At 60.5% G+C, this 22,205-nt stretch carries 20 protein-coding genes, 1 tRNA gene and 1 pseudogene; 12 read left to right on the top strand and 10 right to left on the bottom strand.

Annotated elements, in window-relative coordinates; all coding sequences use genetic code 11:
• Window positions 1–75 precede the first annotated feature (75 nt).
• Complete coding sequence (locus tag AX768_RS13035; protein WP_062000302.1) at window positions 76–1,359, top strand: CaiB/BaiF CoA transferase family protein; 1,284 nt, start codon at window positions 76–78, stop codon at window positions 1,357–1,359.
• A 1-nt stretch (window position 1,360) separates the two neighbouring features.
• Here AX768_RS13035 and cls read toward each other — a convergent pair whose 3' ends face one another.
• Both cls and AX768_RS13025 read right to left on the bottom strand, forming a co-directional pair.
• A complete protein-coding gene (gene cls, locus AX768_RS13030; RefSeq protein WP_062000301.1) occupies window positions 1,361–2,644 on the bottom strand; it encodes a cardiolipin synthase in 1,284 nt (427 codons plus the stop codon).
• A gap of 64 nt (window positions 2,645–2,708) precedes the next feature.
• A complete protein-coding gene (locus AX768_RS13025) occupies window positions 2,709–3,152 on the bottom strand; it encodes a MarR family winged helix-turn-helix transcriptional regulator (RefSeq protein WP_062000300.1) in 444 nt (147 codons plus the stop codon).
• 150 nt (window positions 3,153–3,302) lie between these two features.
• Here AX768_RS13025 and AX768_RS13020 point away from each other — a divergent pair, with 150 nt between their 5' ends.
• A complete protein-coding gene (locus AX768_RS13020; protein WP_062000299.1) occupies window positions 3,303–4,844 on the top strand; it encodes a DHA2 family efflux MFS transporter permease subunit in 1,542 nt (513 codons plus the stop codon).
• 2 nt (window positions 4,845–4,846) lie between these two features.
• On the opposite strand, the gene AX768_RS13015 is transcribed toward AX768_RS13020, so the two are convergent.
• The 4 genes from AX768_RS13015 to AX768_RS13000 all read right to left on the bottom strand — a co-directional run bounded on the left by AX768_RS13015 (window position 4,847) and on the right by AX768_RS13000 (window position 7,018).
• Window positions 4,847–5,356 carry a M48 metallopeptidase family protein gene (locus tag AX768_RS13015; RefSeq protein WP_062000298.1) on the bottom strand — a complete coding sequence of 170 codons (510 nt, stop codon included), beginning with the start codon at window positions 5,354–5,356 and terminating at the stop codon, window positions 4,847–4,849.
• 15 nt (window positions 5,357–5,371) lie between these two features.
• Window positions 5,372–5,773: a DoxX family protein gene (locus AX768_RS13010; protein WP_231941275.1), complete on the bottom strand. Its 402-nt coding sequence runs from the start codon at window positions 5,771–5,773 to the stop codon at window positions 5,372–5,374.
• 144 nt (window positions 5,774–5,917) lie between these two features.
• Window positions 5,918–5,994: transfer RNA gene (locus AX768_RS13005), tRNA-Pro, on the bottom strand.
• 31 nt (window positions 5,995–6,025) lie between these two features.
• On the bottom strand, window positions 6,026–7,018 hold the full coding sequence (locus AX768_RS13000; RefSeq protein ID WP_062000297.1) for a polyprenyl synthetase family protein: 993 nt from the start codon (window positions 7,016–7,018) through the stop codon (window positions 6,026–6,028).
• Window positions 7,019–7,307: 289 nt separating this feature from the next.
• Here AX768_RS13000 and rplU point away from each other — a divergent pair, with 289 nt between their 5' ends.
• From rplU to proB, 4 genes and pseudogenes are all read left to right on the top strand, one after another.
• Window positions 7,308–7,622 (top strand): 50S ribosomal protein L21, encoded by a 315-nt coding sequence (gene rplU, locus AX768_RS12995; protein ID WP_056354755.1) that lies wholly within the window; start codon window positions 7,308–7,310, stop codon window positions 7,620–7,622.
• A 39-nt stretch (window positions 7,623–7,661) separates the two neighbouring features.
• Complete coding sequence (rpmA, locus tag AX768_RS12990) at window positions 7,662–7,922, top strand: 50S ribosomal protein L27 (RefSeq protein WP_056354760.1); 261 nt, start codon at window positions 7,662–7,664, stop codon at window positions 7,920–7,922.
• Between the two features lie 179 nt (window positions 7,923–8,101).
• Entirely contained in the window at window positions 8,102–9,238 is a 1,137-nt protein-coding gene (cgtA, locus tag AX768_RS12985) for an Obg family GTPase CgtA (protein ID WP_062000296.1), read from the top strand.
• 41 nt (window positions 9,239–9,279) lie between these two features.
• A pseudogene (gene proB / locus AX768_RS12980) lies at window positions 9,280–10,397 on the top strand (glutamate 5-kinase).
• A gap of 55 nt (window positions 10,398–10,452) precedes the next feature.
• Here proB and AX768_RS12975 read toward each other — a convergent pair.
• Together AX768_RS12975 and AX768_RS12970 are read right to left on the bottom strand one after the other, a co-directional pair.
• Complete coding sequence (locus AX768_RS12975; RefSeq protein WP_062000295.1) at window positions 10,453–11,007, bottom strand: CNP1-like family protein; 555 nt, start codon at window positions 11,005–11,007, stop codon at window positions 10,453–10,455.
• A gap of 145 nt (window positions 11,008–11,152) precedes the next feature.
• A complete protein-coding gene (locus AX768_RS12970; protein ID WP_062000294.1) occupies window positions 11,153–11,803 on the bottom strand; it encodes an RNA pyrophosphohydrolase in 651 nt (216 codons plus the stop codon).
• Window positions 11,804–12,031: 228 nt separating this feature from the next.
• Between AX768_RS12970 and AX768_RS12965 the strand changes: the two genes are divergently transcribed.
• Window positions 12,032–13,780, top strand: coding sequence for a proline--tRNA ligase (locus AX768_RS12965; protein WP_062000293.1), 1,749 nt, complete (start codon window positions 12,032–12,034; stop codon window positions 13,778–13,780).
• Window position 13,781: 1 nt separating this feature from the next.
• Window positions 13,782–14,393: a MarC family protein gene (locus AX768_RS12960; protein ID WP_062000292.1), complete on the top strand. Its 612-nt coding sequence runs from the start codon at window positions 13,782–13,784 to the stop codon at window positions 14,391–14,393.
• 116 nt (window positions 14,394–14,509) lie between these two features.
• Here AX768_RS12960 and AX768_RS12955 read toward each other — a convergent pair whose 3' ends face one another.
• Entirely contained in the window at window positions 14,510–15,061 is a 552-nt protein-coding gene (locus tag AX768_RS12955) for a hypoxanthine-guanine phosphoribosyltransferase (protein WP_062000291.1), read from the bottom strand.
• Window positions 15,062–15,209: 148 nt separating this feature from the next.
• Entirely contained in the window at window positions 15,210–16,577 is a 1,368-nt protein-coding gene (ffh, locus tag AX768_RS12950) for a signal recognition particle protein (RefSeq protein ID WP_062000290.1), read from the bottom strand.
• Between the two features lie 118 nt (window positions 16,578–16,695).
• Between ffh and AX768_RS12945 the strand changes: the two genes are divergently transcribed.
• The 4 genes from AX768_RS12945 to AX768_RS12930 all read left to right on the top strand — a co-directional run bounded on the left by AX768_RS12945 (window position 16,696) and on the right by AX768_RS12930 (window position 22,116).
• Entirely contained in the window at window positions 16,696–17,619 is a 924-nt protein-coding gene (locus tag AX768_RS12945; protein WP_062000289.1) for a cytochrome C assembly family protein, read from the top strand.
• 57 nt (window positions 17,620–17,676) lie between these two features.
• Window positions 17,677–18,000 (top strand): PP0621 family protein, encoded by a 324-nt coding sequence (locus tag AX768_RS12940; protein ID WP_062000288.1) that lies wholly within the window; start codon window positions 17,677–17,679, stop codon window positions 17,998–18,000.
• Window positions 17,997–18,590 (top strand): 1,6-anhydro-N-acetylmuramyl-L-alanine amidase AmpD, encoded by a 594-nt coding sequence (gene ampD / locus AX768_RS12935; protein WP_062000287.1) that lies wholly within the window; start codon window positions 17,997–17,999, stop codon window positions 18,588–18,590. Before AX768_RS12940 ends, ampD begins: the two co-directional genes overlap by 4 nt.
• A gap of 511 nt (window positions 18,591–19,101) precedes the next feature.
• On the top strand, window positions 19,102–22,116 hold the full coding sequence (locus tag AX768_RS12930) for a ribonucleoside-diphosphate reductase subunit alpha (RefSeq protein ID WP_062000286.1): 3,015 nt from the start codon (window positions 19,102–19,104) through the stop codon (window positions 22,114–22,116).
• Window positions 22,117–22,205 lie beyond the last annotated feature (89 nt).

Below are 22,205 nucleotides of genomic sequence, written 5' to 3'. Positions count from 1 at the left end.
TCTCCATTCCAAAGCCGAATCACGGACGTCGCTACAATCGACACGTCCCCGTAACCCTGAAACAGACGAGGTGAAATGGTGCAGGACAGCAAGAAGTCATCGGCGGCGAGAAAGCGTCCACTCGACGGAATCCGTGTGCTGGATTTATCGCGCGTGCTGGCCGGGCCGTGGTGCACGCAAAATCTCGCGGATCTTGGCGCGGAAGTGTTCAAGATCGAACGCCCGGGTACGGGCGACGATACCCGCATGTGGGGCCCGCCGTTCCTGCGCGATGCCGACGGCAACAACACCTCCGAGAGCGCCTATTTCCTCTGCGCGAATCGCAACAAGCAGTCGGTCGCCATCGATATGAGTTCGCCGGAAGGCGCGGCGCTCATCCGTGAGTTCGCGAAATCCTGCGATGTGGTCGTCGAAAACTTCAAGGTCGGCGGGCTGAAGAAATATGGCCTGGATTACGTGAGTCTTTCCGAGCTGAACCCGCGGCTGGTGTATTGCTCGGTGACGGGTTTCGGTCAAAGCGGGCCGTTGTCGCAACGCGCGGGATACGACTTCCTGATCCAGGGCATGGGCGGCCTGATGAGCATCACCGGTGAACCCGACAGCGTGGCCGGCGGTGGTCCGGAGAAAGTCGGCGTGGCCGTGACCGACCTGATGGCCGGCATGTACGCGACCACGGGCATTCTCGCGGCCTTGATGGAGCGCGAGAAAAGCGGCCTTGGGCAACATCTCGACATCTCGCTGTTCGACGCGCAGCTCGCCATGCTCGCCAACCAGTCGATGAACTACCTCACCACCGGCATCGCGCCAAAGCGCATGGGCAACGCACACCCGAACATCGTGCCATATCAGACGTTCGCGGCGAGCGACGGCCATGTGATCGTTGCGTGCGGGAACGATGGCCAGTTTCGCGCACTCTGCACGGCGATGAACGTGCCGGAGCTTGCCATCGATTCGCGCTTTGCGACCAACAGCGGCCGCAGCGTGAACCGCGCGGAGTTATTGCCGCAATTGGGCGCGGTGTTCATGACCCGCACGCGCGATGCATGGGTCGCGGCGCTCGAAGCGTGCGGCGTGCCGTGCGGACCGATCAACGACATCGAGCAGGCGTTCGGTTCGGAACAGGCGGTGTATCGCGAGTCGGCGCGCGAGATTGCGCATCCGGTTGCGGGCGTGGCGCCGACGGTGGCGAGTCCGCTGCGTTTATCGGCTACGCCGGTTGAATACAATCGGGCGCCGCCTATGCTCGGTCAGCACACAAGCGCAGTGCTGCGCGAGGTGCTGGGTATGACCGATGCGCAGATCAGTGAATTGCAGCAGGCCGGCGTAATAGGCGATCAGGCGATCAAGGCAAAGCGGTAGATTAAAGCTGCCAGTCAAGCAAGGGCACGGCCTTCTCGATCAGCTTTTCCATCGCGGGCCGATTGAGCCAGTCTTGATATGTGACTAGCTGCGACTTTTCGATATCCGCATCGAAGATCGCGCTTTGCTGCCGCGCGAACTCGCGGTCGTAGATATTGAGGTTGGCTTCGTCGTTGAGCTTGAACGAACGGCTGTCGAAATTCGTCGATCCCACCGATACCAAAAACTCGTCCACCACGAGCAATTTGCAGTGGAACATGGTCGGCTGATATTCGTGAATTTCGATGCCCGCCGCCAGCAGATCACCCCAGCACGCCCGCGAGGCTTCGCGTACCGTGTGGGTATCGATACGCTTTCCCGGCGTCACGATCCGCACTTTCACACCGCGCCGCGCGGCTTCCACCAGCGCGTTGATCGCGAGGCCGTCCGGGACGAAGTACGCACTCGCCAGATCGATGCTTCCAGTCGCCGCCGTGATCGCCATCAGGTACATCAGCTCCATGTCGTCGGCGCCGTGCGTCGGCGAGCTGCTGAACATGTGCGCGACGCCGTTGCTTGCTTCGCCCTCCGGCAACGGTTTGACGTCAGGAAAGTACTTCGGACCGTGCAGCACGTCGCCGGTCACCTTGATCCAGTTGTCCATGAACACGGCCTGCATGTGCCCGACCACCGGTCCTTCCACGCGAAAATGCGTGTCGCGCCAGTGCTTCTCGTCCTGCGCGTGGCCGGTCCATTCTTCCGCGATCCCCACGCCTCCGGTGAACCCCACGCGCCCGTCGATGATCAGCAACTTCCGATGCGTCCGGTTGTTCATGCGCCCGAGTCCAGTCCAGTGCGGCTTGTGATACTGAACGACCTCGGCGCCGGCCTGGCGCAATTGTTCCAGATACTTGTGGTCCATTTTCTTGCAGCCGACCCAGTCGAGCAGCACGTGCACGGCCACGCCCGAACGCGCTTTCTCCGATAACGCCGCCGCAAACTGTTCCCCGATTTCGCCGGACCAGTAAATGAACGTTTCGAACGTGATGGTTTCTTTGGCCGAGCGGATGCCGTCGAGCATCGATGGAAAGATTTCGTCGCCGTTGAGCAGCACGCGATACCGGTTCCCCGATGTAACCGGCGGCCCGAGCAGCAGGCTCATCGAGCGGATGAACTGCGGGTCGTCGCTGGAATAGAGCCGGTCGATGTTGTGCTCGACCTTCTTCTCACCGCTTACGAAATTCGCCAGAAACACCACGACAATGAGCGTGATCAAAACCGTAAGCGGTATGACAAGAAAGAGCATGTCGAGTCCAAGGAGAGCGATGCGGGATTCGCCACGCCTTGCAGCAAGAGTCGGGCCTTCTCCGCTATTCGTCCACGATCGTGCTGAGATTCAGGCGCACGCGGCGCAGCATGGAGATCAATAGCGCGCGTTCGTCCGCATCGAGGCCGGCCAGCGCTTCCGTCGCAACTGCGTCCCCGACTCGCCGTGCTCGGCCAAGCGCGCCTTCGGCCTTGGCCGTCATGCGCACCGTCCGCTCGCGGCGGTCATCAGGGTTTGAAAAGCGTTCTATCCAGCCGCCTTCTTCCATCCGGTCGAGCAAACGGCCCGCCGATATGGGCGCGACTTCCAGCAGGTCGGCGAGGCGGGCCTGGTTTACATCGCCGAAGTGCGACAGATATGCGAGCGCGCGGCATTGCGCCCGCGTGAGATCGAGGGACGATTTCGCAAGTTCGTCGAAGCGCTTGCTGCACAAGCGCCCCACGTCCGAAATCAGAAATCCAAAGCGCTTGTCGAGGTGCGTTTCCATGCGCCGATTATACGAAAGATGCGCGCATTTACAGGCAGATAAGGCCGGCCGCGGTTTACGGGTTTATCCCGGTTATTGACATGTTGTGACAATCGATAGCCTGTTTATAATAAGCATGCTTACTATTTGATCCAACGATCCAGCGCCTGAATGTCCTCAGAATCAATCCCGTTGAGCGCTGCCGAAGCGCCGCTCAACCGGCCCATGCTGACTGTGTCGATCATGCTTGCCACGCTGATCCAGACGCTCGACAGCACCATCGCCAACGTTGCGTTGCCGCACATGCAGGGCACGCTGTCGGCGTCGCAGGACGAGATCACGTGGGTGCTGACGTCGTACATCGTGGCTGCCGCCATCGCAACTCCGCTCACCGGCTGGCTTTCCGACCGCCTGAGCACGAAGCGCCTGCTCATCATCTCGATAGGCGGTTTCACAGTTGCATCCGCGCTCTGCGGCCTTTCTGAATCACTCGGGCAGATTGTTGCGTCGCGGTTGCTGCAGGGAATTTTCGGCGCGTCGCTCGTACCTCTTTCGCAATCCATCCTGCTCGACATCAACCCGCGCGAAAAGCAAGGCCAGGCGATGGCCGTCTGGGGCATGGGCGTGATGGTCGGGCCGATCCTCGGGCCAACGCTCGGCGGATGGCTTACCGACAGCTACAACTGGCGCTGGGTGTTTTTCATCAATGTGCCCATCGGCGCGTTTGCGCTGTTTGGCGTGCTGACGTTCCTGCCGGCGCGCGCCGCAAAGCATGGCGTGAAATTCGATGCCTTCGGCTTCGCCACGCTCGGTCTCACGATCGGTGCATTCCAGGCGATGCTCGATCGCGGCGAGCAACTCGACTGGTTCGGCTCGCTCGAGATCCGCATCGAAGCGATTCTGGCTTTGCTCAGTTTCATCTTTTTCCTGGCGCATACCGCGACGGCCGGCAAACGTTCGTTCTTCAAATATGAATTGTTGAAGGACAGGAACTTCGCGACCGGGGTATTTTTCATCTTCGTGATCGGCGCCGTGATGTACGCGACGCGTGCGCTCCTGCCGCCGATGTTGCAGAACCTGATGAACTATCCGGTGGCAACCACCGGCCTTGTCACGGCGCCCAGCGGCGCCGGAACGATGCTCGCCATGATGATCGCAGGCCGCATGCTGCGACGCACCGATGCACGGCTTCTGTTACTCGCGGGCTTCCTGATATCGGCGTTCGCGTTATGGCAGATGATGCAATACACGCTGGTGATGTCGGTGTCCGACATCGTCTGGCCGGGTGTGATCCAGGGCTTTGGACTGGGCTTCGTATTCGTGCCGCTGAGCGCGCTGACGTTCTCGACCTTGACGCCCGAGCTTCGCGCCGATGGCACCGCGACCTACAGCCTGATGCGCAACATTGGCAGCAGTATCGGCATTTCGATTGTGCAGACCATGATGACGCGCAACACGCAGGTCGCGCACGCGGATCTTGCGGCGAACGTGAACGTATTCAATCCATCGATGCAACCCATGCTTGAAACCGGGTCGCAGATGAGTCTCGCGCTGATGGACCAGTCGATCAACCAGCAGGCGCAGATGATCGCCTACCTGAACGACTTCAAGCTGATGTTCGTCGCAACGTTGCTGGTCGTGCCGCTCGTGTTGCTGATCCGTCCGGCGCGACCGATTCCGGGCGAAACCCTCGTGCACGCGGCCGCAGATTAGAACTACTTGATGGAAGAATCGCGAGCGAGATCGCGCTGCGTCAGGTACACGCGCAGGTCGAATTCAATCTGGTGATACCCCGGCTGCATGAATTCACACAGCCGGTAAAACGCCTTGTTGTGATCGCTTTCCTTCAGATGCGCGAGTTCATGCACGACGATCATGCGCAGGAATTCCGGCGGCGTTTCCTTGAAGAGCGACGCCACGCGGATCTCCTTCTTCGCCTTCAGCTTGCCGCCCTGTACACGCGATATCGCCGTATGCAGGCCGAGCGCGTGCCGCAGCACGTCGAGCTTGGCGTCGTACATGACCTTGTCGATGGCCGGCGCCACGCGCAAAAACTCCTGCTTCAGATCGGTCGTGTATTCATACAGCGCGCGGTCGGACTGCACCGCATGCCGATGCGGATATCGATCAGCGAGGTACATGCCGAGCTTGTCGTCGGCGATCAGTTTGCGGACCTTGTCCTGAAGCGTTTCCGGGTACGCGCTCAGGTATTTCAGAGGAAGCATGGCGAGACCCGTTACTTAGTTAGTACGCTGCGTGCTCCACAAGATACACGCGATCAAAGCGAGCTGAAGCGGCAGGCGTGCGATGAGCGCCCACACGGGAACGCCGGGAAAGAGTTCGGCGTGCTGGAGCATGAAGACATTGGCCGGCGTCACCGCGATGGTCAAAAGCGTCAGCCCGATTCCCGCCATGCGGCGTGTGCGTCTGATCGTGATGCCGGCGGCGCCGAGCAATTCGAACACGCCGCTGACGATCACGGCCAGGATAGGCGCGGGCACGAACGGCGGCACGATCTTCACAAACGACGGCATGAGGAGAAAGTGGCAGACGCCGCCGATCGCAAACCAGAGGAACACGAATGTCAGGGCGAGACGTCGTGCGACGGACATTGGCGGCGATGCAATGCTCGATAAACCCATGAGGCACCCGGCAGAAAAAGCAGGAAGGGGATGGCACGGCGATCTACACCGATTTACACGATAACCACACGCAAAAATCAGCCCCAAAACAAAAAACCGCCCAGCAAGCTGGGCGGTTTTGGCCTTGGTTTAACAAGGGAATTCTGGTCGGGGTGAGAGGATTCGAACCTCCGGCCTCTACGTCCCGAACGTAGCGCTCTACCAGGCTAAGCTACACCCCGAAAATTTACTCAGAGACGGTTCGTTTCCTTTTCAGGACTGTCTCGCCGTCGAGTAAGAACATAATTCTAGCAGGCTCTCTTTGAAAATGGAATCCGGAAACGAAGAAATTGCATTCGCGGCCGCTTGCGCTTCCTGACGTGCACATTTCAGCGTGTGATCGAGCGCGCCCGACGTGGTGATGGCTTCGAAAATAGTATCGAATTTGTCGGTCCCGCCTTGCTCGATAGCCTCGCGCGCCAACGCCGCCTGTTCCGCCGTGCCGTGCTCCATCAAATAGATGAGCGGCAACGTGGGTTTGCCTTCGCGCAGATCGTCGCCGGCGTTCTTGCCCATGGATTCCGCCGTGCCCGTGTAGTCGAGCCAGTCGTCCATGATCTGGAATGCCGTGCCGATGCGCCGTCCGAATTCCGCCGCCGCGGCTTCCGTCTTTGCATCCGATCCGGAGAGCACTGCGCCGAGCTGCGCCGCCGCTTCGAAAAGCTTTGCCGTCTTGTAGCGGATCACCTGCATGTAGCGCGCTTCGTCGACATCCGGATCGTGCATGTTCAGCAACTGCAGCACTTCGCCTTCGGAGATCACGTTGGTCGCAACCGACAGGATTTCCATCACGCGCATCTTGCCCACGCCGACCATCATTTCGAACGAACGCGAATACAGGAAATCGCCGACCAGCACGCTCGCCGCGTTGCCGAAGATCGCGTTCGCGGTCTTGCGGCCGCGCCGGAGATCGGATTCGTCGACGACGTCATCGTGCAGCAGGGTCGCCGTATGAATGAACTCGACGACTGCGGCCAGTTCGTGCCGATGGCCGGTCTTGTCGCCGAGCGCGCCCGACACCAGAAGCAGCAGCGCGGGACGAAGCCGTTTGCCGCCGGCCCCGATGATGTACTCGGAAATCTGGTTGATCAGCATCACTTCGGATGCCAGGCGCTGCCGGATGACGCGATTGACCTGCTGCATGTCCTCGGCGATAGGCTCGAGCACGTTGGCGGCGTTTGGGGAGGAAGTGGCTGTGGACGACATGATCGGCAATTAGGGTAGTGCCGCGAATTATAAGGCGAATCGGCCGATCGACGCCTCTAATAGACGCCTTGGACCATCCAGCCTCGCTTCACGTGCGGCATGTCGCGGTAATGATCAGGATAATATTGCGTTCGCCTCGGGTGCCTCGCATCCCCCCGCGCCCCGTCCGGGCACGGCGGCGGCGCATTTTCGCGACGAACAAGGGTTTTGACGGAGAGCCTAACTCTCTGTATAATCACGCGTTTTCGCGCACGGTGTGCGGAAAAATGAATTCAGAGTGAGGTTCTCAATGTACGCGGTCATAAAAACCGGTGGCAAGCAGTATAAAGTTGCTGTCGGCGAAAAATTGAAAGTAGAACAGATACCGGCAGACATTGACGCTGAAATCACGCTCGACCAGGTTCTCGCAGTAGGCGAAGGTGAATCGATTCAGTTCGGTGCACCGCTGGTCAGTGGGGCTTCCGTCACATGTACCGTCGTGTCCCAAGGTCGTCACAAGAAGGTCACGATCTTCAAGATGCGTCGCCGGAAGCACTACCAAAAGCACGCTGGCCATCGCCAGAACTATACCGAACTGCGTATCGACGCCATCAACGCTGCTTAAGCGTCGAGTCGATAAGCTAAACGGTCAAGGAGCTATCAAATGGCACACAAAAAAGCAGGCGGGTCATCCCGCAATGGTCGCGACTCTGAATCAAAGCGCCTCGGCGTGAAGGTTTATGGCGGCCAGGCAATCAACGCAGGCGGCATCATTGTTCGCCAGCGCGGCACGCGCATGCACCCGGGCGACAACGTCGGCATTGGCAAGGATCACACCTTGTTCGCGTTGACGGACGGCCACGTCACGTTCACGACGAAGGGCGCAGCAAAGAAGCATCTGGTCAACGTCGTCCCGGCTGCCTAAGTAAGATTCAGGCACGGGCTTCAGGACCGGAACAGGCCCCGCGAAGTTCGCGGGGCTTTTTTTATTGGCTGATTTTTTCGACCAGCCAAGTAGTGACATATATCGAATGGTCTAGTGGCTGGCATCGGCTGGTCGCGGCAAAATAGCGGAACACGCTGAAACACGGGACGGAGCAACTCATGAAGTTCATTGACGAAGCGAGAATTGAAGTCATCGCCGGCGACGGAGGGGATGGCAGCGCGTCGATGCGGCGCGAGAAGTTCGTCCCGTTCGGCGGACCGGACGGCGGCGACGGCGGCCGGGGCGGCAGCGTGTACGCGGTCGCGGATCGCAACATCAACACGCTGATCGACTATCGTTACGCCAAGAAACACCAGGCGCGCAACGGCGAAAACGGCCGCGGCGCTGACTGTTACGGCAAGGGCGGCGACGACATCATCCTGCGCATGCCGGTCGGCACGATCATCGCGGATACGGAAACGGGCGAGCTGATTGCCGATCTGACCGAGCACAACCAGAGCGTGTTGATTGCGCATGGCGGCGCGGGCGGTCTCGGCAACCTGCATTTCAAGTCGAGCACGAACCGCGCGCCGCGCCAGAAAACTGAAGGCAAGCCCGGCGACCGGCGCATGCTGCGTCTCGAGCTGAAAGTGCTTGCCGACGTCGGTCTGCTCGGCATGCCGAACGCCGGCAAGTCGACATTTATCTCATCCGTGTCGAATGCGCGGCCGAAAATCGCCGATTATCCGTTCACCACGCTCGCGCCGAATCTCGGCGTGGTGCGCGTCGGGCCGGAAAAGAGCTTTGTGATCGCGGACATTCCGGGCCTGATCGAAGGTGCGGCGGAAGGCGCGGGGCTCGGCCACCGGTTCTTGCGGCATTTGCAGCGCACGGGCGTGCTGCTGCATCTCGTGGATCTGGCCCCGTTCGACGAAGCCGTCGACCCGGTTCAGGAGGCGCGTGCGATCGTCAACGAACTGCGCAAGTACGACGAAGCGCTGTACGAAAAACCACGCTGGCTGGTGCTCAACAAGCTGGATATGGTTCCGGACGATGAGCGCAAGGCGCGCGTGGCGGACTTCATCAAGCGTTATGAATGGGACGGTCCGGTGTTCGAAATCTCGGCGCTGACCGGCCAGGGCTGCGAAGGCCTGACGTACGCCATCTTCGACTACATCTCGAAGAACTCGGACGCATCGCGTGCGGCGGAAGCCGAAGACCTCGCCGCCGACGTGCGTTTCCGCGACGGGCCCGCAGTCGCGGCGCCTCAGCCAGCGCCGGAAATCGACGAAGACGAAGACGAAAACGAAGCGTAAGAAAAGCCAGGCTCGTGGTGTATCGAGGAGAAATGCGTCAGATGCGTTCCGTCATAGCCGCTTCGAAGCGACTCGTAGTGAAAGTGGGATCGAGCCTCGTGACAAACGATGGCCGCGGGCTCGATCATGCAGCCATCGCGCGCTGGGCCGCGCAGATCGCAGCGTTGCGCGCTCAGGGCAAGGAAGTCGTGCTGGTCAGTTCGGGCGCGATTGCCGAAGGGATTCATCGGCTGGGCTGGACAAAGCGGCCGCGTGAAATCGACGAGTTGCAGGCCGCCGCGGCAGTCGGGCAAATGGGGCTGGCGCAGGTCTACGAAAGCAGTTTCGGCAAGCACGGCATCCGGACCGCACAAATTCTGCTCACGCATGCCGATCTGGCCGATCGCGAACGTTATCTGAACGCACGCTCAACGCTCCTGACCTTGCTGCGCCTGGGTTGCGTGCCGATCATCAATGAAAATGACACCGTCATCACCGACGAAATCAAATTCGGCGACAACGACACGCTCGGCGCGCTCGTGGCAAATCTGATTGAAGGCGACGCGCTGATCATCCTCACCGATCAGCGCGGTCTGTTCACCGCCGATCCGCGTCACGATCCATCGGCGACTTTGGTCGAACAAGCCGATGCCGGCACGCCGGAACTCGAGGCCATGGCGGGGGCGCGGGGTCTAGCCTCGGGCGCGGCGGCATGCTGACCAAGATTCTTGCGGCAAAGCGCGCGGCGCACAGTGGCGCGAATACCGTGATTGCGAGCGGGCGGGAGTCGGATGTCCTGACGCGACTCGCTTCGGGCGAGATGATCGGTACGCAACTCGTTGCCCGGACGGCGCGGATTGCGGCGCGAAAGCAATGGATGGCCGATCACTTGCAGGTGCGCGGACACGTGGTTATCGACAACGGCGCGGTCGAGAAGCTCACGGCGGGCGGCAAAAGCCTGCTGCCAATCGGTGTGATCGATGTGCACGGCGCGTTCGCGCGTGGCGAAGTGATCGCGTGCATGAATCCGGCCGGACACGAAGTGGCGCGCGGCATTACGAATTACAGCAGCTCGGAGGCGCGGCTGATCCAGCGCAAACCAAGCGGCGAGATCGAAACGGTGCTCGGCTACATGCTGGAGCCGGAGCTCATTCATCGCGACAATCTGGTCCTTGCCTGACCGGTCGACCACGAAAAAAGCCGCCAACTGGCGGCTTTTTCATTTAACGCGACGCTTAGTGGTAGTTCGATACCGCTGTCCGTTTCATCTGAATATTTGACAAGATTTGCTGTGCCGTTCCCGTCGGCAGTTTGTTTGCACAGAAATAATCCTGATACAGCGCCGAGTGATATGAATTCAGCTCGCCGGTTTCAATGCGCGCAAAGTCCCGTTCCACCACACGATCCCAACCTGTCTGGTCCTCGTTGATGCTCGCGTAGAGGCGCCAGTTGAAGTTGTCGCAGCGGATCCCTTCGTAGTTCACGTTGCGCGCGCCGGCCGGACTTTGCACCACGACCGTGTAGCGAATCACGCCGTCATCGCCGACGCTGAGCGATTTTTTATCGATGAAAAAACTAAGCGGTGTGTTCTGCGAAACCGTGAACGGCACCAGATTGGCGTCTTGCGGCAACGGTGGGATGGTCTCGACCTTGTTTTCTGTCCAGTTCGGCTTGCGGTCCATCAAATAAACAAACGCGCTGTCGTCCTTGTTTGAAGGCTTCGAGCTGCCGCAACCGGCGAGCACGACAAGAGCTGCCGCGGATGCCGCAAACAATGCAATGGCTTTCAATTCTTGAATCCCTGAGGTTGATGCAGCAGCGACTGCAAATCGACTGCAAATGGTTCGAGCCTCACGACGCCTGGGGCCCGTCTCCAACGCTGCACGAAAAAAAGCGGCGCGCGTTGCCGCGCCGCCGCTTTGGATGACACACGTCCTAATCCCGCGAAGGACGTTGTGCGTAGATATGCAGCTCTTCGGTCACTGAACATTCTGCCTGAATGACCTGACCGTTGGCAGAAACGGTCGCGTCCTCCATGGTCATGCTTCCAATCACGCGCGGATACCGATTCGCGTGACGCGCCAAATGTTCCGCGCGCTCGGCACGCACGGCGGCGCGCCTCAGGAAGCGAGAAAGTTCTGTGAGCGCAAGCTGATAAACATCACGCTTGAACTCGATCACCGCGTCGAGCGGGACCCAATATTCGTTCCACCGCCAGGCATCGAATTCCGGATGATCAGTCGCACGCAAACAAATGTCACAGTCGCGGCCTACCATGCGTAACAAAAACCAAATCTGCTTTTGTCCGCGATAATGACCGCGCACTTCGCGCTTGATGAACTTGTCCGGCACCTCATAACGCAGCCAGTCGCGGGTTCGACCCACGACCTTGACGTGTTCCGGCAGCAAACCGGTTTCTTCGTGTAACTCCCGATACATCGCTTGCACAGGGGTCTCGCCGTACTTGATGCCCCCTTGCGGAAACTGCCAGGAATGTTCACGCAGCCGCTTGCCCCAAAACACTTCGTTGTGCGCGTTCAAGAGGATGATGCCGACGTTCGGGCGAAAGCCTTCACGATCCAGCATACAACCACCTTCGAATCCTTTAAAATTGCTCTGATTATAAACAGATAACGGGCCTGGCGCACCGGCACGAACCCGAATCCGGCGTTCGTTGCGTGTGGGCGTTGAGGCGGGCGCGCTTTGGTCTTCGCCCCGCATCGCTGTCCCGTCGTTCACTCGTTCCGCACGTTCAGCACGATTGGGCGCTCACCGCCCATTCAATCGACGCGCTCCGCTTTGGAAGATTTTTGAATGAAAGCATCCCGTTTCTTTATCGCCACCCTCAAAGAAGCCCCCACCGACGCAGAAATCGTCAGCCATCAGCTCATGGTTCGCGCAGGCATGATCCGCCGTGTCGCCGGCGGCATTTACAGCTATCTGCCTATCGGTCTGCGTTCCATTCGCAAGGTGGAAGCCATCGTGCGCGAAGAAATGGATCGCGCTGGCGCGCTCGAATTGCTGATGCCCGCGGTGCAGCCCGCCGAACTTTGGCAGGAATCGGGTCGTTGGGAGCAATACGGGCCGGAATTGCTGCGTATCAAGGATCGTCATGACCGCGATTTCGTGGTCGGTCCGACCCACGAAGAAGTGGTGACGGACATTGCGCGCCGCGAGATCAAGAGCTACAGGCAATTGCCGGTCAACTTCTATCAGATCCAGACGAAGTTCCGCGATGAAATCCGCCCGCGTTTCGGCGTGATGCGTGGCCGCGAATTCATCATGAAGGATGCGTATTCGTTTGATCGCGACCAGGCGGGTCTTGCTGAGTCGTACAAGAAAATGTTCGATGCCTACGTGCGGGTGTTCTCGCGCATCGGCCTGGAATTCCGTGCGGTCGCGGCAGATAACGGATCGATTGGCGGCAGCGGGTCGCATGAGTTCCACGTGATCGCCGACACCGGGGAAGACGCGATTGCGTATAACCCGGCATCGGATTACGCGGCGAACATCGAAGCGGCAGAGGCGTTGCCGCTGAACGCCACGCGGGCGGCGCCGGCTGAAGAAATGAAGAAGACTGCAACACCGGGCAAGGCGAAGTGCGAGGCCGTGGCCGAGTTGCTGAACATTCCGCTGCAACGGACCATAAAGTCAATCATCCTCGCGACTGAAAACGAAGGCGGCGAAGCGACCATCTGGTTGCTGATGCTGCGCGGCGACCATTCGCTCAACGACATCAAGACGGGCAAGCTGCCGGGCTTGTCGGGTTACCGGTTCGCCACGGAAGCCGAGATCATCGATACCTTCGGCACGCCGCCCGGTTATCTCGGCCCGATCAACACGAAGAAGCCGGTCAAGGTGATCGCGGACCGCACGGTCGCGAACATGAGCGATTTCGTGGTCGGCGCGAACGAGGTGGACTATCACATCACCGGCGTGAACTGGGGCCGCGATCTGCCGGAACCGGTCGTGGCGGACATCCGCAATGTGCTGGCGGGCGATCCTTCACCGGACGGCAAGGGCGCGCTCGAAATCTGCCGCGGCATTGAAGTGGGCCACGTGTTCCAACTCGGCACGAAATATTCGGACGCCATGGGCGCGACGTTCCTCGATGAAAACGGCAAGCCGGCCAAGATGCTGATGGGTTGTTACGGCATCGGCATCACGCGGGTTCTGGGTGCGGCGATCGAACAGAATTTCGATGCCAAGGGCATCATCTGGCCGGAATCGATCGCACCGTTCGAAGTCGTGCTCTGCCCCATGGGCTATGACCGCAGCGAGGTCGTGCGCGAGCAGGCCGACAAGCTGTATGCAACGCTGCAGGCGGCGGGTATCGACGTGATCCTGGACGATCGCGGCGAGCGGCCGGGTGTGATGTTTGCGGATTGGGAGCTGATCGGCGTGCCGCATCGGCTGGTGATCGGCGATCGCGGGCTGAAGGAAGGCAAGCTCGAATACCAGGCACGACGCGACGCAGAAGCCACGTTGTTGCCGGTCGATGACGCCGCGAATGTGGTGATCGAAAAGGTCCGCGCCGCGCTGGCGGGTGGAGTGACGAAGTAGCGTGCAGTACAACTTCCTCTCGGCGACGGTGCTGCTGATCCTGATCACCGATCCGCTCGGCAACATCCCGATCTTCATCAACGCGTTGCGTGGTGTGGCGAAGGAGCGCCGGCGGGTTGTGATCCTGCGTGAAGTCGCGATCGCGTTCGGGATCTTGCTGCTGTTCATGCTGGTCGGCGACCGCTTTCTTCGCGCGATGAGCCTGACAGACTTGTCGCTGCGGCTGGGCGGCGGGATCGTGCTGTTCCTGATCGCGCTGCGAATGATCTTCCCGCATCCCGATGGCCCCATGGGCGGCGATTCGCGCGGCGGTGAACCGCTGATCGTGCCGCTGGCCATTCCCGCGCTCGCGGGTCCGTCGGCGTTGGCGACCGTGATGCTACTGACATCGCAGGCGCCGGGGCAGATGTGGGAATGGATCGGCGCGCTGACCGTGACCATGTTCGTCTGCGCGATCGTGCTGGTCATGGCCGAGAAGATCCAGCACTGGCTCGGCGAACGCGCGGTGACGGCGTTCGAAAGGCTGATGGGACTGGTGCTCGTGTCCATATCCGTCGAAATGATCCTGACCGGGATTCGGACCTTCGTACATCAACTGGCGGCGAACGGCTGAATTCGTTGCAACCACTAAAACAGAAGGCCGTTTCAACTTGCGTTGAAACGGCCTTCTTCACATTCTGCTGCAATGGCCGTTCGGCCGGTCACGCGCCTTCAATCACGCGCCTTCAATCATGCACCTTCAGTCAGTGCCCGGATGGTCGGCAGGTTACGCCAATAGCCTTTCGCGTCCATGCCGCAGCCGAACACGTAACGGTCGGGGACTTCGAAACCGCAAAAATCCGGACGTAGCGGTTTCTCTTTGCTGATGAGCTTCTCGCAGAGCACCGCCGAGAGGAATTTCTTCGCGCCCATTGCCATGATCCGGTCGCGGATGGCGGCCATGGTTTCGCCTTCATCCAGGATGTCGTCGAGTACGAGCACCACGCGATCCTTCACCGCCTCCGCCGGCGCCACGCGCCATTCCATCTTGTCGCCGCCCTTGGTCGTGTTGCGGTAGCGCGTCAAATGGATGTAGTCGAACTCGAGCGGGAAGTCGAGATGCGGCAGCAGCATGCCGGTGAACACCGCCGCGCCGCCCATGACGGACAGCACGAGCGGAAATTCTTCGCCGGTGCTCGCGCCGATGGCTTTCGCCATGTTGACGATCGACGCGGTCACGTCCTGCGCCGAAACAATCTCTTCGGAGTGGCTGAAAATGTGGAGTGCTTCTTCGCGGTTCATAGGGCAGGCGGGGAGGGTATGAGGCTAAAAAGGAGCGACGAGGGCGCCAACGCTCAGGCGCGCGCCACGACATGATAAACCCGAGTTCCTCGATGAAACCCGGGCCGTTCGAATCAAAGCCGATTGCCGGACAAAAAAAGACAAACGCTTAGCGCATGCCCGGCATCATGCCTTTCATGCCGCGCATCATTTTCTGCAAGTTACCGCCCTTCAGCTTTTTCATCATGCCGCGCATTTGCTCATACTGATTCAGCATGCGGTTCACTTCCTGCACTTCCACGCCCGCGCCCGCGGCGATCCGGCGTTTGCGCTGCGCCTTGATGAGGTCGGGTTTCGCGCGCTCCGCAAGCGTCATGGAATTGATGATGCCTTCCATGCGGCGCATCTGCTTTTCAGCGATACCCATGTTCGCGCCCGCCGCGGCTTGCTGGAATTGCGCCGGCAGCTTGTCCATCAGCGACGACAAACCGCCCATGTTCTTCATCTGCGCGAGTTGGGCGCGGAAGTCGTTCAGGTCGAAATCGCCGCCTTTCTTGACCTTGTCGGCGAGTTTTTGCGCGGCGGCGCTGTCCACGCCTTTCTGCGCTTCCTCGACCAGGGCAAGAATGTCACCCATGCCGAGAATCCGGTTCGCCATGCGATCCGGGTGGAACACTTCCAGGCCGTCGAGCTTTTCGGCGACACCTACGAACTTGATCGGCTTGCCGGTCACGTGGCGCACGGAAAGCGCCGCGCCGCCGCGGGAGTCGCCGTCGAGCTTGGTGAGCACCACGCCGGTCAGCGGCAGGGCGTCACTGAACGCCTTGGCCGTGTTGACCGCGTCCTGGCCGAGCATGGCGTCGACTACGAACAGCGTTTCCGCCGGTTTCAGGATGCCGTGAAGCTCGGTGATTTCCTTCATCATGGCTTCGTCGATACCGAGCCGGCCGGCCGTATCGACGATCAGCACGTCGTGGAAGTGGCGTTTCGCCCAATCCACCGCCGCCCGCGCAATGTCCGCCGGTTTCTGATCCGGTTCCGACGGGAAAAAGTCTGCGCCAACCTGTTCGGTCACCGTTTTCAACTGCGCGATAGCAGCCGGTCGATACACGTCGACCGACACCGTCAGGACCTTTTTCTTGTGCTTTTCGCGCAGCAGCTTGGCGAGCTTGCCGGTCGTGGTGGTCTTGCCCGCACCTTGCAGACCGGCCATGAGTATGATTGCAGGTGGCGTGACGGCAAGATTCAGCTCGACCGCCTTGCCCTCATAATCCCCGCCGATGATCGCCGTCAGTTCGCGCTGCACCACGCCGACCAGCGCCTGACCCGGCGACAAGCTTGAGATCACCTCTTCGCCAAGCGCCTTTTCCTTCACCTTGGCGATGAATTCGCGCACGACCGGCAGCGCGACGTCGGCCTCGAGCAGCGCCAGGCGTACTTCGCGCAGCATTTCCTGCGTGTTAGCCTCGGTGAGCCGGGCTTCGCCGCGCAGCGTCTTTACGACGCGCGCCATCCGTGTAGTGAGTGTGTCTAGCATGGGAGCGTGTGAGAGTGCGGCCGGTAAGTGTCGGTAACTAAGCGATAACGGCGTCTCGGCAGCCCTTTGCGAGAAGGGGAAGACGTCGCGGCCTCGGGGCCTGGTGTAAACTTCAATCATGGATATTGTACTGTATGCCCTCACTGCGCTTCTCTACGGCGGACTTGCCGTAGCGGGCTGGCGCGCGCATCGCGACACGTCGGTCGAACCGGCGCTCGCCGGCATGCCGGCGGGTGCCCGTGTGGGCAGCTCCATGGATAGCGGGCGGGTATCGAAGGCGTCGGGCATGAGTTCCATGGGGCGCGTGCTGCTCGGCGTCGCGTTGCTTTTGCATGGCGTGCTGCTGCACACCACCATCTTTCCTCAGAACGCGATGGTGTTCGGCTTCGCGTTTGCGCTCTCCGCCATGTTCTGGCTGGGTGCGGGCATCTACTGGATCGAAAGTTTCTTCTTCCCGCTCGATGGCTTGCGGCTGCTCGTATTGCCGCTCGCGTGCGTCGCGTCGGTGATGCCGCTGTTCTTCGGCGGCGTGCGCGTGTTGCCGTATTCGGCCGCGCCCATGTTCAAGCTGCACTTCCTGATCGCCAATATTGCGTATGGATTGTTTGCCATCGCGGCGCTCCACGCCATCCTCATGTTGATGGTCGAAAGGCGATTGCAGAACATGCGCGGCACGGCGACGCGGCATACATCGAATAGCTGGGTATCGAGCTGGCTCGATACCTTGCCGCCGTTGCTCACGCTCGAAAAATTATTGTTTCGCCTGATTTCGGCAGGGTTCGTGCTGTTGACGCTCACGCTGATCTCGGGCGTCGCGTTCAACGAACAACTCGTCGACAAGGCGTTCAGGCTCGATCACAAGACGGTGTTCGCGATTCTGTCGTGGTTGATGTTCGGCGCTTTGCTGACCGCCCGCCGCGTCTCCGGTTGGCGTGGCCGCGCTGCGTTGCGCTGGGTGCTCGCGTCGTTCGTGGCGCTGCTGCTTGCCTATGTGGGCAGCCGCTTTGTGTTCGAAGTGCTGCTGCATCGCGCGGTCGTCTGACGCGTTCGCCCCGGCTTCGCGTCTATTGCTTCTTCTGCTTCGTCTATTACTAAGCTCATGCGCCAAATCATCCTTCTCATATTTGTGTTCTTCGCGAGCCAGTGGCTTTTCAAAAAGCTCAAGCGCGCCCAGGCTGCCGCCGGCGGTGCGCAGGCCGGCGCGGGCGGCAATGGTGCCGGCAATGGCACTGGCAGTGCGCGGGCCTCCCGCGGTCCTTCGGCCTCCAGCGCGCCGCAACTTCCCGATGCACTCGTGCGTTGCGCCGAATGTGGCGTGCATACGCCGAGCAGCGACGCGGTCGTCGCGGCAGGCCACCGCTTCTGCTCCGTCGGCCACGCTCAACGTCACGCCGCGCGCCCGACAGGCCGCGACGCACGATGAACGAAGCAGGTTTCATCGGCGATGATGGATGGTATTCATCAGCGCGCCGGTTGCCGTCGCCCAACTTTGAAGTGCGTCCGGGCAGCATTGAACCGACGTTGATCGTGGTTCACAACATCAGCCTGCCGCCCGATGACTTCGGCGGCAGCGCGATCACCGAGCTCTTCCAGAACCGTCTCGATCACGACGCCCATCCGTACTACGACCAGTTGCGCGGCATGCGCGTCTCGTCGCATTTCGTCATTCGCCGCGACGGCGTGGTCGAGCAATATGTGTCGTGCAACGAGCGCGCGTGGCACGCGGGGTTATCGAGTTTCTTCGGGCGCGAACGCTGCAATGATTTTTCGGTGGGCATCGAACTGGAAGGCAGCGACACAAGCCCGTTCGAAGATGCCCAGTACGCGTCGCTCGACGACGTGGTCCGCGCGACCATGCGACGTTATCCAATCGATGCCTTCGCCGGCCATTCGGACATTGCGCCGGGCCGCAAGACCGATCCCGGTCCGCACTTCGAATGGTCGCGGCTGCAACACGGTTGTGAACTTCCTCTTCAGTACTTTCCCTACCTCGCCAACGCGCGCACTGCTTGACATCCCTGTCTTTCATTTTGCAGCGCAGCGCATTAAATCATTACAAGCTCGCGAGCCCTTGCCCGACTTTGGCATTCGAAAAGTCAAGCCCGGTTAGTCGATTCCTCAGCAAATAAAAGTTTTTGAGACTGTGCGGAATGTCACTATACTTGGTGCTCAGAGACGTAAATCGCACTATATGTTGTGTTGTCAAGGCGGCGCCCTGCTCACAGAGCCGGCGCCGCATGCTTGTGCGGCCATAGAACAAGACGCCGCATAAGCAACTGATTCGCCGCGTGAAAATCGCCGGCGAGTCGGGTTGAAACACTCGGGGGCAGATAGGCGAAGCGGGCGATTGGTCATTGTGATCGTATGGATCGCAGCGGCAATCTCCCAAGCTGACCATTCTCAATTTCATCGTCGTGCGCGGGCGGCAAGAGCACCATCCAGCAGTAAAAAGCTAGCCAAGCGCGCACGGCACGCATCTCAATCCGCGGACGTTCCGCACCATCGAACACCAGGAGATTTGCACATGCAAACCACCGACAACGCCACGATTTCCTACGAAGGCGCCTACCAGCGGCCCACCGGCGCGCAGGCTCAACAGCCGAGCGCGCTCGCGCCGGACGCCACGCTGGCCGACTACAAAGTCATCCGTCGTAACGGGACCGTGGTGTCGTTCGAGCCGTCGAAGATTTCCATCGCCGTGACGAAGGCATTCCTTGCCGTGAACGGCGGTCAAGGCGCAGGTTCGGCCCGTGTGCGCGAGCTCGTTGAACAACTGACGCACAGCGTCGTACGCGCGCTGGTGCGCAGCCGTCCGAATGGCGGCACGTTCCATATAGAAGACATCCAGGATCAGGTCGAACTCGCGCTGATGCGCGGCGGCGAGCACAACGTGGCGCGCGCTTACGTGCTGTATCGCGAGAAGCGCACGCAGGAACGCGCTCACGCACCGGAAACGCGTGCGAACGCGCTCGGCATCAACGTGATCGACAACGGCGTGTCGCATCCGCTCGACCTCGACGCATTGAAGGCGCGCATCAACGAAGCGTGTGTGAACCTCGGCAGCGAAGTGAACGCGGACCCGATCGTCGCGGAGACGGTGAAGAACCTGTACGACGGCGTGCCGATGGCGCAAGTCTACGACTCGGCCATTCTCGCCGCGCGCACCATGATCGAAAAGGACCCGGCGTACAGCCAGGTCACCGCACGCATCCTGCTGCACACCATTCGCCGCGAAATCCTGGAGGAAGACGTCTCGCAAGGAGAAATGTCGACGCGCTACGCCGAATACTTCCCGCTGTTCATCAAGCAGGGCGTGGAAGCGGAACTGCTCGACGAGAAGCTCCAGCAGTACGACCTGAAGCGCCTGGGCGCCGCACTCGACGCCGACCGCGACCTGCAATTCGGCTATCTGGGCCTGCAGACGCTGTATGACCGCTACTTCCTGCACAACGAAAACAAGCGTATCGAACTGCCGCAGGCGTTCTTCATGCGCGTTGCAATGGGCCTGGCGCTCAACGAGATCGACCGCGAAGCACGCGCTATCGAGTTCTACAACGTGTTGTCGAGCTTCGACTTCATGTCGTCCACGCCGACGCTGTTCAACTCGGGCACGCGCCGTTCGCAGTTGTCATCGTGCTATCTGACGACGGTTGCCGACGACCTCGACGGCATCTACGAAGCGCTGAAGGAAAATGCGCTGCTCTCGAAGTTCGCGGGCGGCCTGGGCAACGACTGGACGCGCGTGCGTGCGCTTGGTTCGCACATCAAGGGTACGAACGGCAAGTCGCAAGGCGTGGTGCCGTTCCTGAAGGTCGTGAACGATACCGCCGTCGCGGTGAACCAAGGCGGCAAGCGCAAGGGCGCGGTGTGCGCGTACCTGGAAACGTGGCACCTGGATATCGAAGAATTCCTGGAACTGCGCAAGAACACGGGCGACGACCGTCGCCGCACGCATGACATGAACACGGCGAACTGGATTCCCGACCTGTTCATGAAGCGCGTCCACGAAAACGGCGACTGGACGCTGTTCTCCCCGGCCAACACGCCGGACCTGCACGACCTGTTCGGCGCAGCGTTTGAAAAAGCCTACGTGGCGTACGAAGAAAAAGCGGCGCGTGGCGAACTCAAGCTGTTCAAGAAGGTTCCGGCCGCGCAACTGTGGCGCAAGATGCTGGGCATGCTGTTCGAAACGGGTCACCCGTGGATCACGTTCAAGGATCCGTGCAACATCCGTTCGCCGCAGCAGCACGTGGGTGTCGTGCATTCGTCGAACCTGTGCACGGAAATCACGCTGAACACCAGCGACACTGAAATCGCCGTATGTAACCTCGGCTCGGTGAACCTCGTCGCGCACATGACGAAGCAGGCCGACGGCACGCTGGCGCTCGATCACGAGAAGCTCAAGCGCACTGTCAGCGTGGCAATGCGCATGCTCGACAACGTCATCGACATCAATTACTACGCCGTCGCCAAGGCGCGTAATTCGAACCTGAAGCATCGTCCGGTCGGCATGGGCATCATGGGCTTCCAGGACTGCCTGCACTTGCTGCGCACGCCGTATGCATCGAAGGAAGCGGTTGAATTCGCCGATACGTCGATGGAAGCGGTCTGCTACTACGCGTACTACGCATCGACGGAACTGGCGCAAGAGCGCGGCCGTTATTCGAGCTATCGCGGTTCGCTGTGGGATCGCGGCATTCTGCCGCAAGACTCGCTGAAGCTGCTGGCGGCCGAGCGTGGCGGCTACGTGGAAGTAGACGAAAGCGCGTCCATGGACTGGACCGAGCTGCGTTCGCGCATTGCAACTTACGGCATGCGCAACTCGAATTGCGTGGCAATTGCACCTACCGCGACGATTTCGAACATCATCGGCGTGTCGGCGTGTATTGAGCCGACGTTCCAGAATCTGTACGTGAAGTCGAATCTGTCGGGTGAATTCACGGTCGTGAACGAATACCTGGTGCGTGACCTGAAGGAACGCGGCCTGTGGGACGAAGTCATGGTCTCCGACCTGAAGTACTTCGACGGCACGCTCTCGCGGATTGACCGGGTGCCGGCCGATCTGCGCGCCATCTACGCCACTGCGTTCGAACTGGACGCAACCTGGGTCGTGGAAGCGGCATCGCGCCGCCAGAAGTGGATCGACCAGGCGCAGTCGCTGAACATCTATATGGGCGGCGCATCGGGCAAGAAACTGGACGAGGTGTACAAGCTCGCGTGGCTGCGCGGCCTGAAGACCACGTACTACCTCCGCACCATGGCCGCCACGCACGTCGAGAAGTCGACTGTGGCTCACGGTCAGTTGAATTCGGTGCCGTCGGGCAGTTCGGACAACGGCGCGGGCGGTACGGGTGGTGCTTCGGGTACGAACGGCAGCGGCTTCGGCACGCAGGGTTCGCACGGGTCATCGACGGGTGGTTTCAATGCGGCGGCAGTCGCGGCGCCAGCGGTGGCAGCGGCTGAGCAGGAAGCCGATGGTCCGGTTTGCATGATGCGTCCGGGCGATGCCGGGTTCGACGAATGCGAGGCTTGCCAGTAAGAAGATGCAGGCGACAGGTTGCAGATGGCCCGTCGCTAATAAGTACAGCAGTTAGTAGAGGCCGGTACGGATATGGTTGTTCTTCCTGG

The organism is Burkholderia sp. PAMC 28687, from assembly GCF_001577465.1.
GTDB lineage: Bacteria > Pseudomonadota > Gammaproteobacteria > Burkholderiales > Burkholderiaceae > Caballeronia.
Note: the sequence above shows the minus strand (reverse complement) of the source record. Positions and strands in the feature narration are given on the sequence as shown.